Origin of the sequence: Microcella sp. (genome assembly GCF_046296455.1) — a bacterium.
Classification (GTDB): Bacteria; Actinomycetota; Actinomycetes; order Actinomycetales; family Microbacteriaceae; genus Microcella.
Genome location: NZ_JBKBLF010000010.1, coordinates 25,021 through 39,170 on the forward strand (window position 1 = coordinate 25,021; position 14,150 = coordinate 39,170).

Consider the following 14,150-nt stretch of genomic DNA (forward strand, 5'->3'; position numbering starts at 1 on the left):
GCAGAAGGCGGGAACCCCGTGGCCAGCATCAAGATCACCGGCCAGAAGCGCCTCGTCATCGTGTCGGGTCGGGCGCACCCCGCGCTCGCGCACGACGTCGCCGAGTACCTGCAGACCGACGTCGTGCACACCGACGCCCGCACCTTCGCCAACGGCGAGATCTACGCGCGCTACGACGAGAGCGTGCGCGGCTGCGACGCCTTCGTCATCCAGTCGCACGCGGCGCCCATCAACGAGTGGCTCATGGAGCAGCTCATCATGGTCGACGCCCTCAAGCGCGCCTCGGCCAAGCGCATCACCGTCGTCGCGCCCTTCTACCCCTACGCCCGGCAGGACAAGAAGGGGCGCGGCCGCGAGCCCATCTCGGCCCGGCTCGTCGCCGACCTGTTCAAGGCCGCCGGCGCCGACCGCATCATGAGCGTCGACCTGCATGCCGCTCAGATCCAGGGCTTCTTCGACGGGCCCGTCGACCACCTGTTCGCGATGCCCGTGCTGCTCGAGCACTTCCGCTCGCAGCTCGACCCCGAGACCCTCACGGTCGTCTCGCCCGACATGGGCCGTGTGCGCGTCGCCGACATCTGGAGCGACAAGCTCGGCGCGCCGCTCGCGATCATCCACAAGCGCCGCGACCCGCTCGTGCCCAACCAGGTGAGCGTGCACGAGATCGTCGGCGAGGTCGAGGGCCGCGTGTGCCTGCTCGTCGACGACATGATCGACACCGGTCGCACGATCGTGAAGGCCGCCGAGGCGCTCAAGAAGGCGGGCGCCACCGGCGTCGTCGTCGCGGCGACGCACGCGGTGTTCAGCGACCCGGCCTTCGAGATCCTCCAGCACGAGTCGGTCGACCGCGTCGTCGTCACCGACACGCTGCCGATCCCCGACGAGAAGCGCTGGGACCGCCTGACCGTGCTGCCGATCGCCCCCCTCATCGCGCGCGCCATCCACGAGGTCTTCGACGACGGCTCGGTCACCAGCATGTTCGACGGCGCCGCCTAGGGCGGCGCTCAGTTCGACGGCGCCGCCTAGGGCGGCGCTCCGTTCGACGGCGCCGCCTAACCCCACCCCATCCCGCAAGAGTGCTCGTGCGTCACACGTGTGATCGCTGCAGCGCGCACTCTTGACGCTGACGAGCACTCTTGCGAGGGGTGAGGGCTAGAGCGCGAGCAGGTCGCGGATCGCAGCCTCGAAGACCTCGTGGTGGGCATCCACGTCGGCACGGCTCGTCATCGGCGCCATGAGCGCCATGTTGTGGAACGGCGTGAGCATGATGCCGCGGTTCACGAGGAACAGGTGCAGGAAGTCCTCGAGCTCGCCGTCGGCCGCCGCGGCCGCCTGCGTGCCGTTGATCGGGTAGGGACGGGCGAAGCGATACTCCGCCCGCGCGCCGAGCTGGTTGATCGCCCACGGCAGTTCGTAGCGGTCGAAGAGCGCATTGACCCCGTCCGTGAAGTACGTGGCCGTGTCGATCATGTGTGCGAAGGCCTCGTCGGTGAGCACGTGCTCGAGTGTCGCCCGCATCGCGGCGACCGACAGCGGGTTGCCGGCGAGGGTGCCGCCGACGCCGCCCATGTCGACGAGGTCGAGGTCGGTGCGCGCGAGGGCGCGCTCGGCGAACTCGGCCGACAGCCCGTAGGCCCCGGTCGGGATGCCTCCGCCGATCGACTTGCCGATGACGACGAGGTCGGGCTCGAGGTCGTAGGCCGTCGTCATGCCACCGGGACCGGCCGAGAAGGTGTGGGTCTCGTCGATGATGAGCAGCGCGTCGAACTGCCGGGTGAGCGCACGCACGCCCTCGAGGTAGCCGGGCTCGGGCAGCACGATGCCGATGTTGGTCAGCGCGGGCTCGATGAGCACCGCGGCGACGTCGCCGTGCGCGAGCGCGCGCTCGAGGCCCGGCAGGTCGTTGTACTCGGCGGCGCGCGAGGTCTCGGTCACGTCGACGGGCGCGCCGACGTTGCCGGGGCGCGACGTGCTCTCGCCGTCGGGCCCGACGACGACGAGCGACTCGTCGACCGATCCGTGGTAGCAGTACGAGTGGAAGACGATCTTCGGCTTTCCGGTGATCGCGCGCACGAGGCGGATCGCCCAGCGATTCGCATCCGTCGCCGTCAAGGAGAAGCTCCAACGGTCCATCTTGAAGCGGCGCGACAGCTCGGCCCCGACCCACTCGGCGTCCTCCGTCGGCAGCATCGTCACGAGGCCGCCGAGCTCGCCGGCGCGGCGGGTGATCGCCTCGACGACGGCGGGGTTCGAGTGCCCGGCCATCGAGCCGGTGTCGCCGAGGGCGAAGTCGATGTACTCATGCCCGTCGATGTCCCACACGCGGTTGCCGTGCGCGCGGTCGAGGTAGATCGGGAACGCGCCCGACTTCTTGTTCATCCACGTCATCGGCACGCGGCCGAAGAGGTGCTCGGCGCGCTCGTACGCGGCCTTCGACTTCGGGCGGGCGGCGATGAAGGCCTGCTGCTCGCGCTCGGTGAGCTCGGCCAGGCGGGTGCGATCGATGCTGATCATTATGGGTTCCTCACTGTTCGTCGACGATGCGGATGCGCCCGCCCGGGTACTCCGAACGACCGCGCAGCGGCATCGGTCCCGCGCGAATCAATGCGACTGAGGTGACCGGAAGCGATGACGGCAACCACCGCTCCTCGACGGGTCACGCCGCCCGCGGGAAGAGACCCGGGGCGCCGTTCGCAGGCGCGGAACCCCTCCAGTGTCGCAGGAGAACCCGGGGCCTGCCAACCAGGATCAGCTCAGCGTGCGCGGCACGAGGCGCGGAGCCCCCGGGATCAGGCCGAGAACGGCGATGAGCACGTCGCCGCTCGGCGTGAGGGCGTAGCAGTTCCAGCCCATCGCCTCGAGCGACAGCAGCTCGAACGACACGCGGCTGGGCGTGCGCTCGTTGGCGTAGAAGTCGACCGCGAGCCGGCACGACTGCTCGGCCGTGGTGCGGGCGACCGAGTAGGTTCCGACGGCCGTCGGCAGCAGCATCCCGAGCAAGGCGATGAGCGCGACCCAGCGCATGACGCGGCGTCGGCGCTCCCACGCCGGCATGCCGGCATCGTCGTCCACCGCCCCGCGCAGCTCGATCGGGTCGTCGTCATCCATGACGGCAAGTCTGCCACCGCACTCCGCGCGCGCGCCGAGTGCGCGAACCCTCCGCGGCGCTAGTGTGCGGTCATGAGCGAGAGACCCCCGGGTGACCGCCCGAGCGCCCACGACCTCGCCGCGACTCTCGAGCTGCCGGGGCGCGGTGCGGCCACCGCGGCGGCGATCACCGGCGCCTCCGGGCTCGGCGGCGCGTACCCGGTGAGCCGGTTTGCGGCCGCTGCGGTGGGGGCAGCAGCACTCGCGGTCGCCGATCTCACGGGCGCTCCCGCGCAGGCCACGGTCAGCATGCCGCTCGTCGATGCCTGGTTCAGCGCTGCGGTGCGGTTGCGCACGGCGCAACCGAGCCCGTGGGATGCGATCGCGGGCGACTACCGCGCCGCCGACGGCTGGGTGCGGCTGCACACCAACGCGCCCGCGCACAAGGCGGCGGCGCTCGCTGTTCTGGAGCTCGACGCGTCGTCGGACCGCGCGGCGGTCGCGGCGGCCGTGCGTGCGGTGCGTGCTGATGATCTCGAGACCGCCGTCGTCGCCGCGGGTGGATGCGCGGCCGTCATGCGCACGCCCGGTGACTGGCAGCGGCATCCGCAGGGGATCGCGCTCGCCGCGGAACCGCTCATCGCCGTCGCGTCCGGCGAGAAGCCGGCGACGGCGCGGCCGATGCCGCGTGGTTCGACGCACCGGCCGCTGGCCGGCCTGCGCGTGCTCGACCTCACCCGCGTTCTCGCGGGCCCGGTGGCGACCCGCACGCTTGCACTGCTCGGCGCGGAAGTGCTGCGCGTCGACCCGCCCGCGTGGAACGAGCCCGTTCTCGAGCCCGACATGACGCTCGGCAAGCGGTGCGCGCGGCTCGATGCTCGCTCGAGCGAGGGACGGGCCGCGCTGCTCGACCTGCTGCGCGGGGCCGACGTGCTCGTGCACGGCTACCGGCCAGGGGCCCTCGACTCGATCGGTCTCGACGCGGCGACGCGTGCCGAGGTTCGTCCGGGTCTGGTCGAGGTGCAGATCTCGGCGTACGGCTACAGCGGTCCCTGGGCGGCGCGGCGCGGGTTCGACAGCCTCGTGCAGATGTCGACCGGTATCGCCGACCGGGGCATGCGCGAGTCGGGCGCGGAGTCGCCCGTTCCGCTGCCCGTGCAGGCGCTCGACCATGCGACGGGCTGGCTGGCCGCGGCCGCGGCGCTGCGGGGTGTCGCCGTCGCGCGCCGGGACGGGCACGGTTCGGCGAGCCGGCTGTCGCTCGCGCGCACCGCCCTCGAGCTTGAGCGCTGGCGCGAGGCCCTCGGGGGCGGGCCGTTCGCGAGCGAGCCGTCTGACGAATTGCCCTCGCGCCCGATCGACACGCCGTGGGGGATCGTCGACCTGATCGACAGCCCGCTCGACCTCAGCGACGCCGCACTCGCAGCGGTGCTGCCGCCGCGTCCGCTCGGCTCGGACGCCCCGGCCTGGGGGATCTGACGCCCCTCGCGCCGCAGTGCTCGCGGCCCGTAGGGGGTCGGCGGCTCAGTGCGAGTCCGCGGCCTCGATCTCCGTGCGGTCGCCGCTCCACAGCGTGTGGAACGTGCCCTCCTTGTCGACGCGCTTGTAGGTGTGCGCGCCGAAGAAGTCGCGCTGGCCCTGCACGAGCGCGGCCGGCAGGCGGTCGGCGCGCAGGCCGTCGTAGTACGAGAGCGAGGAGGCGAAGGCGGGGGTCGGGATGCCCGCGAGCGCCGCGCCCGCGACGATGCGGCGCCACGAGGGCAGCGCGCCGGCGACGGCGTCGGCGAAGTACGGCGCCGTGACGAGGGCGACGAGCGCCGGGTCGGCCGCGTAGGCCTCGGTGATGCGGTTGAGGAACCGGGCGCGGATGATGCAGCCGGCCCGCCAGATCTTGGCGATGTCGCCCTTCTTGATGTCCCAGTCGTACTGCTCGGCCCCGGCGACGATCGCGTCGAAGCCCTGGCTGTAGGCGATGATCTTCGAGGCGTAGAGGGCGCGGCGCACGTACTCCACGAAGGCCGCGCGGTCGGCGACCTGCCACTCCTGCGTGCTGCCGGGCAGCGAGGCGGCGGCGGCGCGCTGCGCGGGCTTCGACGAGAGCGAGCGGGCGAACACGGCCTCGGCGATCCCCGAGACGGGCACCCCGAGGTCGAGCGCGGTCTGCACCGTCCACGCGCCGGTGCCCTTGGCGCCGGCCTGGTCGAGGATGACGTCGACGAGCGGCTTGCCGGTCGCCGCATCCACCTGGCGCAGCACCTCGGCCGTGATCTCGATGAGGTAGCTCTCGAGCTCGCCGGTGTTCCACTCGGCGAAGACCTCGGCGATCTCGGCGGGCTCGAGGCCGCCGACGCGGCGCAGCAGGTCGTAGGCCTCGGCGATGAGCTGCATGTCGACGTACTCGATGCCGTTGTGGATCATCTTGACGAAGTGCCCGGCGCCGTCGGTGCCGACGTGCGTGACGCAGGGCTCGCCCTCGGCGACCGCGGCGATCGACTCGAGGATCGGCTTGAGGGTGACCCACGCCTCGGCCGAGCCGCCGGGCATGATCGACGGCCCGTTGAGCGCACCCTCCTCGCCGCCCGAGATGCCGGCGCCGACGAAGTTGATGCCCGTGGCGCGTACGGCGGCCTCGCGGCGGATGGTGTCGGTGAAGAGCGCGTTGCCGCCGTCGACGATGATGTCGCCCGGCTCGAAGACCTCGGTGAGCGCGTCGATGACGGCGTCGGTGCCGCGGCCGGCCTGCACCATGATGATCGCCGTGCGCGGCCTCTGCAGCGACGCGGCGAACTCCGCGTAGTCCTTCGTGGCGATGAAGCCCGCCTCGGGGTGCTCGGTCACGAGCGTCTCGGTCTTCTCGTACGAGCGGTTGAAGACGGCGACGGTGTTGCCCTCGCGGCTGGCGAGGTTGCGGGCGAGATTCGAGCCCATGACGGCGAGGCCGACGACCCCGATGTTGGCGGCGCCGGGGGTGGCGGAAGGCGTGGTGGTCATGGCCTCCAGCCTAGAGCCGAACGGCCGGGGGGCGACGCGCGGCTAGGTACCCGCATCCCTCGAATTGAGCAATGGATGCTCAGTCGCGGCCGCGACCGCGCGCGAAGGATGAACACATCAGGTTCCACCCCCGCTCATCCCTCACGAAAGGCCCCACCATGAACATGTTCAAGTCGATGATCGACACGATCAACGCCACCCCCGCCCTCATCGAGAGCGCGAACACCCTCGCCGCCCAGGCGCAGACCCAGGCCGCCATGAACCCCGTCGCGTTCGGCGCCGCGGGCATGCCGGGCACCGTCGGCTCGCAGGCCGCGGTGAACATCGCCAACCAGCAGGCGCACGGCGCTCCGAGCGCCGAGGCCCTCGAGCCCATCGCCGGCGTCTCGCTCGAGACCTACGCGAAGGTCAGCAAGGGCATCGCCGCCTACGGCTACGACACCACCAAGCTCGTCGACGTGGCCGCCGGCCTCGGCGTCTCGGCGGTCGACTGGGCCGTCGCGCAGGAGGGCTGGGGTGCGCGCATCCAGGCCGACCGCGCCGTCGGGTCGCGCTTCAACGAGCTCTACACGGCGCTGTAACCATGGGCGTGCTCACCAACCTGGCGAAGCTCACCGCGATGGGCTTCGACAACCTGGCGACGATGAACGTCGGCGCGCAGCTCGCGCAGGCGCAGGCCACGATGGACGGTCTCATCGCCCAGAACCAGCTGGCCACCGAGGCCGCCGGGCCGGAGTTCGTGTCGGCCACCGCCACCGTGACGCAGCTCGCGAGCACGGGCGTCATGGTCAACGACGGCGTGCAGGTGGCCCTCGGGCTGCTCGTGCTCATGCCCGCGGGCGTCCCCGTGCCCGTGACGACCACGACGGTCGTGCCCATGGCGCTGCTGCCGCAGGTGCAGCCCGGCGCGACGATCGGCGTACGCGTCGACCCCGCGGCCCCCAGCCGCGTGCTGCTCGACCTGCGCTGAGCGCGCAGGCATCGACCCGGCCAGCACCGACCCGAACGGTGCTGGTCGCCCCCCGATACAGTGGGCGGGTGAACCCACACCCGCCCACCGTTGTCGTTCTGATGGGGGTCTCGGGCGCCGGCAAGACCACGGTCGGCATGGCGGCGGCGGCGCTCGCGGGCGTGCCGTTCCTCGATGCCGATGCGCTGCATCCCGAGTCGAATGTCGCGAAGATGGCGGCCGGCACGTCGCTCGACGACGCCGACCGGGCCCCCTGGCTCGATGCCGTCGCGGCCGCGCTCGTCACGGAGGCGCCGTGCATCATGGCGTGCAGCGCCCTGCGAGCCGCGTACCGCGACCGGCTGCGGGTGGATGCTCCGCTCGCCCGCTTCGCCCTGCTCGACCTCGATCGGCCCGCGCTCGAGGCCCGGCTCGCCGCCCGCGAGGGGCACTTCATGCCGGCGAGGCTGCTCGACTCCCAGCTCGCGACCCTCGAGCCCCCGACCCCGGGTGAGGGCGTGCTCGTGCTCGACGCCGAGCGACCGATCGACGAGCTCGCCGCCGCCGTCGCGGCCCTGCTCGTGCCTCGGGTAGACTGAGCGACTGTACTTCGGCGAGGGAGCGATTTTTCGCTCCGTGATCGACGCGGTGGGCAAGGCATCCGGCTTTCCTCACGCGCTCGCGCGTTCGAGTTGACACCCAGACCGGGCCACGAGGCCCACCGATCAAGGAGACATCAGCATGGCTGACGAGAACAAGCTCAGCGCCGGCAAGCGCACGTCGTTCGGCAAGGGCGCGGCGCGCAAGCTGCGCGCCGCCGGCCACATCCCCGCCGTCATCTACGGCCACGGCGGCGAGCCGCAGCACGTGACCCTGCCCGCCCACGAGACCGCGCTGCTGCTGCGCAAGTCGAACGTCGTCGTGACGCTCGACATCGAGGGCAGCAAAGAGCTCGTGCTCGTCAAGGACGTGCAGAAGGACCCGGTGCGCCAGATCATCGAGCACGTCGACCTCATCGTCGTGCGCAAGGGCGAGAAGGTCACCGTCGACATCGCGGTGCACGTCGAGGGCGACTCGTTCCCCGGCACCATCGTCGTGGTCGACCACAACACGCTCTCGGTCGAGGCCGAGGCCACGCACATTCCCTCGTCGCTCACCGTCTCGGTCGAGGGCCTGACCGACGGCACGCAGATTCACGCCGGCGACGTCACGCTGCCCGCGGGCACGACCCTCGTCACCGACGCGGGCGCGCTCGTGCTCGCGATCACGACGCCCGCCGGCTCGTCGGCCGACGACGACGCGGTCGACGCGCTCGCCGCCGCCGCGTCAGAGGCATCGGCCACGGCCGCTGCCGAGGCCGCCGAGGCCGAGTAGTCGCCGCGGGTGCTCGTCGCCCGCTGACACGCATCGAGCGAAGGGGTCGCACGTGGTCGGATTGTTCCGCCGCAGTGCGGCCCCTTCGTCGTCGGCGGCTGCTGCCGACACCTGGCTGGTGACGGGGCTCGGCAACCCGGGGCCCGAGTACGCGGGCAACCGCCACAACGTCGGTGCCATGGTGCTCGAGCACCTCGCGGGCCGCATGGGCGCGCGCTTCGGCCGCCACCGCACGACGACGATGCTCGCCGAGGGGCGTCTGAGCCCGGGCGGCCCCAAGCTCGTGCTCGCGCGGCCGCTCAGCTACATGAACACCTCGGGCGGGCCGATCTCGAGCGCAGCCGCCTACTTCGGTATCCCGCCCGAGCGCGTCATCGTCATCCACGACGACCTCGACCTGCCGTTCGAGACCATCAAGCTCAAGGCTGATGGCGGGCACGGCGGGCAGAACGGCGTGCGCGACGTCATCAAGGCGCTCGGCACGCCCGACTTCGTGCGCGTGCGCGTCGGCATCGGCCGCCCGCCCGGGCGGCAGGACGCCGCCGACTACGTGCTGCGCGACTTCGGCTCGGCCGAGAAGACCCGCCTGCCGTTCGTGCTCGACGACGCGGCCGACGCGGTCGAGCTCATCGTCGAGCAGGGCCTGCTCGCGGCGCAGCAGAAGGTGCACGCGCCCCGCGCCTGAACGCCCAGCGCGGGCCGCGTACACTCGTGCGACGTGAGTCTCGAGCGGTTGATCCCGGCGCTGTCGCGCGCCCGCACGCTGCAGCACGCCCTCGAGAGCGCCCGCACGTCTGCCGATTTCTCGGCCGTCGAGGGGCTGCGCGTGCCGCTTCTGGCGAGCATCCTGGATGCCCGCGAGGGCCCGCAGTGCCTGCTCGCGATCGCCTCCACGGGTCGCGAGGCCGACGCGGTGCGCGAGGCCCTCGGCGCCGTCGCGCCGCACGCCACGGTGCTCGACCTGCCCGCCTGGGAGACCCTGCCGCACGAGCGCCTCAGCCCGAGCGCCGAGACCGTCGGCCGCCGCATCCGCACGCTGCGCGCCCTGCGCGACTGGGAGTCGGCGGGTGACGACAAGCCCGACCTCATCGTCGTCGCCTCGGTGCGCGCGGCCCTGCAGCCGCTCGTGCCGGGCCTCACCGAGGTCGAGCCCGTCGTGCTGCGCCGCGGGGGTCGCGGCTACGACCTGGCCCAGGTCACCTCCCGGCTCATCGACCTCGCGTACAGCAGGGTCGACATGGTCACGCGGCGCGGGGAGTTCGCGGTGCGCGGCGGCATTCTCGACGTGTTCGCGGCCGTGGCCGAGCATCCGGTGCGCGTTGAGTTCTTCGGTGACGAGGTCGAGCAGCTGCGCGAGTTCTCGGTCGCCGACCAGCGCTCGTTGCCGACCGAGATCGATGTCGTCGAGCTGCCGCCGACGCGCGAGCTGCTGCTGACTCCGGCCGTGCGGCAGCGCGCGCGCGAGATGGAGCACGAGTTCCCGAGCCTCGCGGGGCTGCTCGCGAAGATCGGCGAGGGCATCCCCGTCGAGGGCATGGAGAGCCTCGCGCCCGCGCTCGTCGACCGGCTCGTGCCGCTCACCCACTACCTGCCCGCGCGCGCGGCGATCGCCGTGCTGAGCCCCGAGCGCGTCGCGAGCCGGGCCGTGAGCCTGCTCGAGACCAACCGCGAGTTCCTCACCGCCGCCTGGCACGCCGCGACCGTCGGGGCCGAGGCCCCGATCGACCTCGACGGCGGCGACTTCGTGACCGTCACGGGCCTGCGCGAGGCGGCGGGCGCGCGCGATTGGTTCACGATCAGCGCCTTCGACGCCGACGACCCCGAGGTCGTGCGCATCGAGGCGGTCGAGCCTCCCGGCTTCTCGGGCCGCAGCGACGGGGCGGTCGACCACGTCGTCGACCGCGTGCGCGCGGGCTGGACGATGATCGTCTGCGCCGCCGGCCACGGCCTCGTCGAGCGCGCCGCCGACGTGCTCGGCGAGCACGAGGTCGCCGCGCGCATCGTCGACGAGCTGCCGGATGCTCTGGAGCCCGGCGTCGCCTACCTCGTGCAGGCGCAGGTCGAGCACGGCTTCGAGCTGCCCGAGCTGACGCTCGGCCTGCTGAGCGAGACCGAGTTCTACGGCCGCGCGGTCGGCTACGACTCCCGCCAGCCGAAGAAGCTCGCGAGCCGCCGCACCAACGTCGTCGACCCGCTGCAGCTGAAGGCGGGCGACTACGTCGTGCACGCCACGCACGGCATCGGCAGGTTTTTCGAGCTCGTGCAGCGCGAGGTCAGCACGGGCGGCCGCAACGCCGTGAAGAGCCAGCGCGAGTTTCTGCTGATCGAGTACGCGCCGAGCAAGCGCGGTTACCCCGGCGACAAGCTCTACGTGCCGACCGACCAGCTCGACCTGCTGAGTCGCTACGTCGGCGGCGAGGCCCCGACCCTCAGCAAGATGGGCGGCAGCGACTGGGCGGCCGCGAAGGGCAAGGCCCGCCGCGCGGTGCGCGACATCGCTGTCGAGCTCGTCAAGCTCTACTCGGCCCGCATGTCGAGCCGCGGCTTCGCCTTCCCGCCCGATACCCCGTGGCAGCGCGAGCTCGAAGAGGCGTTCCCCTTCGTCGAGACGCCCGACCAGTTGACGACGATCGACGAGGTCAAGCGCGACATGGAGTCGCCCATCCCGATGGACCGCCTGCTGGCGGGCGACGTCGGCTACGGCAAGACCGAGGTCGCCGTGCGCGCCGCGTTCAAGGCCGTGCAGGGCGGCAAGCAGGTGGCGATGATCGTGCCGACGACCCTGCTGGTGAAGCAGCACCTCGAGACCTTCGCCGAGCGCTTCGCGGGCTTCCCCGTGCACTTGCGCGCGCTCAGCCGGTTTCAGAGCGACAGCGAGGCGAAAGACACGATCGAGGGGCTTGCGCGCGGCACCGTCGACGTCGTCATCGGCACGCACCGCATCCTGAGCCAGGGCATCCAGTTCAAAGATCTCGGCCTCGTGATCATCGACGAGGAGCAGCGGTTCGGCGTCGAGCACAAAGACGCCCTCAAGAAGCTCAAGACCAACGTCGACGTGCTCGCCATGTCGGCCACGCCGATTCCCCGCACGCTCGAGATGGCCGTGACGGGCATCCGCGAGATGTCGACGCTCGCGACCCCGCCCGAGGACCGCCACCCGATCCTGACCTTCGTCGGGCAGTACAGCGACAAGCAGGTCGCCGCGGCGATCCATCGCGAGATGCTGCGCGAGGGGCAGGTGTTCTACGTGCACAACCGCGTGTCGAGCATCCAGCGCGTCGCGAGCCACCTGGCCGAGCTGGTTCCGGATGCGCGCATCGCCGTCGCCCACGGCCAGATGAGCGAGTCGCTGCTCGAGCAGGTCATGGTCGATTTCTGGGAGCGCAAGTTCGACGTGCTCGTCTCGACGACGATCATCGAGACGGGCCTCGACGTCGCCAACGCCAACACGCTCATCATCGACCGTGCCGATAAGTACGGCCTCAGCCAGCTGCACCAGCTGCGCGGGCGCGTCGGCCGCGGGCGTGAGCGCGCCTACGCCTACTTCCTCTACGACGAGTCGAAGCCGCTCACCGAGACGGCGCACGACCGCTTGCAGACGATCGCGGCGAACAGCGACCTCGGCGGCGGCATGCAGATCGCGCTGAAAGACCTCGAGATCCGCGGCGCGGGCAACCTGCTCGGCGCCGAGCAGGCCGGGCACATCGCGGGCGTCGGCTTCGACCTCTACTTGCGCATGATCGGCGAGGCCGTGAGCGTCTTCCGCGGCGACGCGGCCGAAGAGCAGACCGAGCTGCGGCTCGAGCTGCCCGTCGACGCGCACATTCCCGACGACTTCATCGAGAGCGAGCGCCTGCGCCTCGAGGCCTACCAGAAGCTCTCGACGGCGACCGCCCCGGCCTCTGACGACACCGCGCTGGATGCCGTGCTCGACGAGCTCGCCGACCGCTACGGCGACCCGCCCGCGTCGGTGCTCACGCTGCTCGGCGTCTCGCGCCTGCGCCGCCAGGCCCAGAAGCTGGGATTGAGCGACGTCGTCGTCATGGGCACGAATCTTCGGCTCGTCGGGCTCGACCTGCCCGACTCGCGGCAGCTGCGCCTGCAGCGCATGTACCCCGGCTCGAAGTGGTTCGGTCAGCAGCGCGTGGCGACGGTGCCGCTGCCGAACGGCGCGAGCGATGACGACCTCGTGGCCTGGGTCGGCCAGGTGCTGACGAACCTCTACGCCTCCGAGCAGGCCGCCGTCACGTGATCGTGGTGATCGGGTAGGTGGTCAACCGCCGGTCGCCGGTCAGAAGCACGAGGTCGTCGGCGATGCACTGGGCGACGAGCATCCGGTCGAAGGGGTCGCGATGGTGGAGGGGCAGGTCGGCGAGCACGATCGCGTGCCGGTTCGCCAGGGGCAGCTCGCGGAATCCTTGACGAACGATCCACTCGGTGATGCCGTCGATGCCGGTCAGCTTGCCGATCGAGGTCTTGATCGCGATCTCGGCGACACTGATCGCCGAGACCGCGATGTCGTGCCGATCGTCGGCGATCGTGTCGTACTGTTCGCGGCTGAGGCGGTCGGGCTCTTTCAGCCACCACAGCAGTGCGTTCGTGTCGAGCAGTGCCCTCACTCGCCGTACCAGTCGCGCTCGTCCTGCTCGGTGAAGTCGTCGAAGTCGTCCGCCATCCAGACCTTCCCGGCGAGCACACCGGGCTCGCGTTTGACCGTGATGCCGCCAGCGGGGCCCAACTCGGCGACCGGCCGGCCGTTACGCGCGATCGTGATGCGTTCGCCGGCCTCAGCGCGCGCGACGAGTTTCGAGAAGTCGGTCTTCGCCTCGTAGATATTCACCATCACCATGACAGCAGGGTAGAGGTCTGGTCAGGTCTGGTCAAGTCTGGTTAGGGATGCTCGCCCTGAGCGGCTTCGGGAAGAGCACCGTGCCGGGCACCTCGTGCACGCGGTACACCGTCACGGGGATGACGACGAGCGTGCGCAGGTCGAACAGCGCGTGCACGAGCATGGCGAGGCCGATGCTGCCGCTCACGACGTAGAGCGCGGTGAACAGCAGGCCGACGACGCCCGTCGCGAGCACCCCCACCCAGCCCTGGTAGGCGTGCAGGGCGCCGAACACGAGCGCCGCGAGCAGGAAGGCGCTGACGGGCTCGCCCGTCACGACGACGAGCAGGGCCGGCAGCGCGAGCCGGAACAGCGCCTCCTCGACGACCCCCGCGTTGACCGAGAGCGCCGCGCCCCAGCGCAGCTCGGTCCGGTTGCGCGGCAGCAGCGCGGCGATGTCGCCGACCATGACGATGCCGCCCTCGCGGCGGGCGCTACGCGCGCCGACGAGCGTGAGCAGGGCGACCCCGAGCCCCGCGCCGATCAGCAGCGCGATGCCGAGGCCGCCGGCGAGGGCATCCCGCAGCCAGGCGATCGGCGGCAGGGCCTGGGTCGCCGCGAGCAGCGGGCCGACGAGCGGCCACGTCAGCAGCAGCACGATCACGGAGGACCCGCCGAAGAGCACGGCCGACTCGATGAGCCAGCGCCGCATCATCGCCTGCCGTCGGGTGGTCGAGCGGTAGCGCCGGAAGCGCGCGTACTCGCGGCGGTCCTTCCGGATGGCGCGCGCGACGAAGAGCGCGAGCAGCCCGAGCGCGAGCATGCCCGCGGCGACGCGCGGCATCCAGCCGAGTTCCGGGAGCATGGGGTTATCGTCGCAGACGTGACCACGACAGCCGCCGTCGGCCTGCGCTCCGAGCG

At 71.6% G+C, this 14,150-nt stretch carries 14 protein-coding genes; 8 read left to right on the forward strand and 6 right to left on the reverse strand.

The features are described from left to right. The first annotated feature begins 18 nt into the window (after positions 1-18). Positions 19-996, forward strand: a complete 978-nt coding sequence (locus ACK4HH_RS06875) for a ribose-phosphate diphosphokinase (RefSeq protein ID WP_255160087.1) — start codon at positions 19-21, stop codon at positions 994-996. Between the two features lie 156 nt (positions 997-1,152). Here ACK4HH_RS06875 and ACK4HH_RS06880 read toward each other — a convergent pair whose 3' ends face one another. Continuing rightward, positions 1,153-2,514 carry a transaminase gene (locus ACK4HH_RS06880; RefSeq protein WP_409649953.1) on the reverse strand — a complete coding sequence of 454 codons (1,362 nt, stop codon included), beginning with the start codon at positions 2,512-2,514 and terminating at the stop codon, positions 1,153-1,155. Positions 2,515-2,748: 234 nt separating this feature from the next. After that, entirely contained in the window at positions 2,749-3,108 is a 360-nt protein-coding gene (locus tag ACK4HH_RS06885) for a hypothetical protein (RefSeq protein ID WP_409649956.1), read from the reverse strand. 72 nt (positions 3,109-3,180) lie between these two features. Between ACK4HH_RS06885 and ACK4HH_RS06890 the strand changes: the two genes are divergently transcribed. Next, positions 3,181-4,566 carry a CoA transferase gene (locus ACK4HH_RS06890; RefSeq protein WP_409649959.1) on the forward strand — a complete coding sequence of 462 codons (1,386 nt, stop codon included), beginning with the start codon at positions 3,181-3,183 and terminating at the stop codon, positions 4,564-4,566. 45 nt (positions 4,567-4,611) lie between these two features. On the opposite strand, the gene gndA is transcribed toward ACK4HH_RS06890, so the two are convergent. Then, the gene (gene gndA / locus ACK4HH_RS06895; protein ID WP_409649961.1) at positions 4,612-6,078 is read right to left on the reverse strand and encodes an NADP-dependent phosphogluconate dehydrogenase; all 1,467 of its coding nucleotides are present in this window, start codon (positions 6,076-6,078) and stop codon (positions 4,612-4,614) included. A gap of 158 nt (positions 6,079-6,236) precedes the next feature. On the opposite strand from gndA, the gene ACK4HH_RS06900 reads away from it, so the two are divergent. The 6 genes from ACK4HH_RS06900 (at position 6,237) to mfd (ending at position 12,653) form a co-directional block, all read left to right on the forward strand. After that, positions 6,237-6,659: a hypothetical protein gene (locus ACK4HH_RS06900; RefSeq protein ID WP_409649963.1), complete on the forward strand. Its 423-nt coding sequence runs from the start codon at positions 6,237-6,239 to the stop codon at positions 6,657-6,659. Positions 6,660-6,661: 2 nt separating this feature from the next. Next, positions 6,662-7,048, forward strand: a complete 387-nt coding sequence (locus tag ACK4HH_RS06905; protein WP_409649966.1) for a hypothetical protein — start codon at positions 6,662-6,664, stop codon at positions 7,046-7,048. Positions 7,049-7,116: 68 nt separating this feature from the next. After that, positions 7,117-7,626: a gluconokinase gene (locus ACK4HH_RS06910; RefSeq protein WP_409649969.1), complete on the forward strand. Its 510-nt coding sequence runs from the start codon at positions 7,117-7,119 to the stop codon at positions 7,624-7,626. A gap of 142 nt (positions 7,627-7,768) precedes the next feature. Further along, complete coding sequence (locus ACK4HH_RS06915) at positions 7,769-8,401, forward strand: 50S ribosomal protein L25/general stress protein Ctc (protein WP_409649972.1); 633 nt, start codon at positions 7,769-7,771, stop codon at positions 8,399-8,401. Positions 8,402-8,462: 61 nt separating this feature from the next. Continuing rightward, on the forward strand, positions 8,463-9,086 hold the full coding sequence (gene pth, locus ACK4HH_RS06920) for an aminoacyl-tRNA hydrolase (protein ID WP_409650140.1): 624 nt from the start codon (positions 8,463-8,465) through the stop codon (positions 9,084-9,086). Between the two features lie 33 nt (positions 9,087-9,119). Beyond that, complete coding sequence (mfd, locus tag ACK4HH_RS06925) at positions 9,120-12,653, forward strand: transcription-repair coupling factor (RefSeq protein ID WP_409649974.1); 3,534 nt, start codon at positions 9,120-9,122, stop codon at positions 12,651-12,653. On the opposite strand, the gene ACK4HH_RS06930 is transcribed toward mfd, so the two are convergent. Genes ACK4HH_RS06930 through ACK4HH_RS06940 form a run of 3 tightly spaced genes read right to left on the reverse strand, consistent with a single transcriptional unit; the run spans position 12,646 to position 14,094 of the window. Further along, entirely contained in the window at positions 12,646-13,020 is a 375-nt protein-coding gene (locus tag ACK4HH_RS06930; RefSeq protein ID WP_409649977.1) for a type II toxin-antitoxin system VapC family toxin, read from the reverse strand. The two genes, mfd and ACK4HH_RS06930, sit on opposite strands and share 8 nt — an antisense overlap. Then, positions 13,017-13,250, reverse strand: coding sequence for a type II toxin-antitoxin system Phd/YefM family antitoxin (locus ACK4HH_RS06935; RefSeq protein WP_409649980.1), 234 nt, complete (start codon positions 13,248-13,250; stop codon positions 13,017-13,019). Before ACK4HH_RS06935 ends, ACK4HH_RS06930 begins: the two co-directional genes overlap by 4 nt. A gap of 31 nt (positions 13,251-13,281) precedes the next feature. After that, positions 13,282-14,094: a CPBP family intramembrane glutamic endopeptidase gene (locus tag ACK4HH_RS06940; RefSeq protein WP_409649983.1), complete on the reverse strand. Its 813-nt coding sequence runs from the start codon at positions 14,092-14,094 to the stop codon at positions 13,282-13,284. Between the last annotated feature and the right edge of the window lie 56 nt (positions 14,095-14,150).

Bases quoted from the DNA above. Each gene is read 5' to 3' on its own strand.
- ACK4HH_RS06880 (WP_409649953.1), bottom strand. From the start codon at position 2,514: ATGATCAGCATCGATCGCACCCGCCTGGCCGAGCTCACCGAGCGCGAG.
- ACK4HH_RS06885 (WP_409649956.1), bottom strand. From the start codon at position 3,108: ATGGATGACGACGACCCGATCGAGCTGCGCGGGGCGGTGGACGACGAT.
- ACK4HH_RS06890 (WP_409649959.1), top strand. From the start codon at position 3,181: ATGAGCGAGAGACCCCCGGGTGACCGCCCGAGCGCCCACGACCTCGCC.
- gndA (WP_409649961.1), bottom strand. From the start codon at position 6,078: ATGACCACCACGCCTTCCGCCACCCCCGGCGCCGCCAACATCGGGGTC.
- ACK4HH_RS06900 (WP_409649963.1), top strand. From the start codon at position 6,237: ATGAACATGTTCAAGTCGATGATCGACACGATCAACGCCACCCCCGCC.
- ACK4HH_RS06905 (WP_409649966.1), top strand. From the start codon at position 6,662: ATGGGCGTGCTCACCAACCTGGCGAAGCTCACCGCGATGGGCTTCGAC.
- ACK4HH_RS06915 (WP_409649972.1), top strand. From the start codon at position 7,769: ATGGCTGACGAGAACAAGCTCAGCGCCGGCAAGCGCACGTCGTTCGGC.
- ACK4HH_RS06935 (WP_409649980.1), bottom strand. From the start codon at position 13,250: ATGGTGATGGTGAATATCTACGAGGCGAAGACCGACTTCTCGAAACTC.
- ACK4HH_RS06940 (WP_409649983.1), bottom strand. From the start codon at position 14,094: ATGCTCCCGGAACTCGGCTGGATGCCGCGCGTCGCCGCGGGCATGCTC.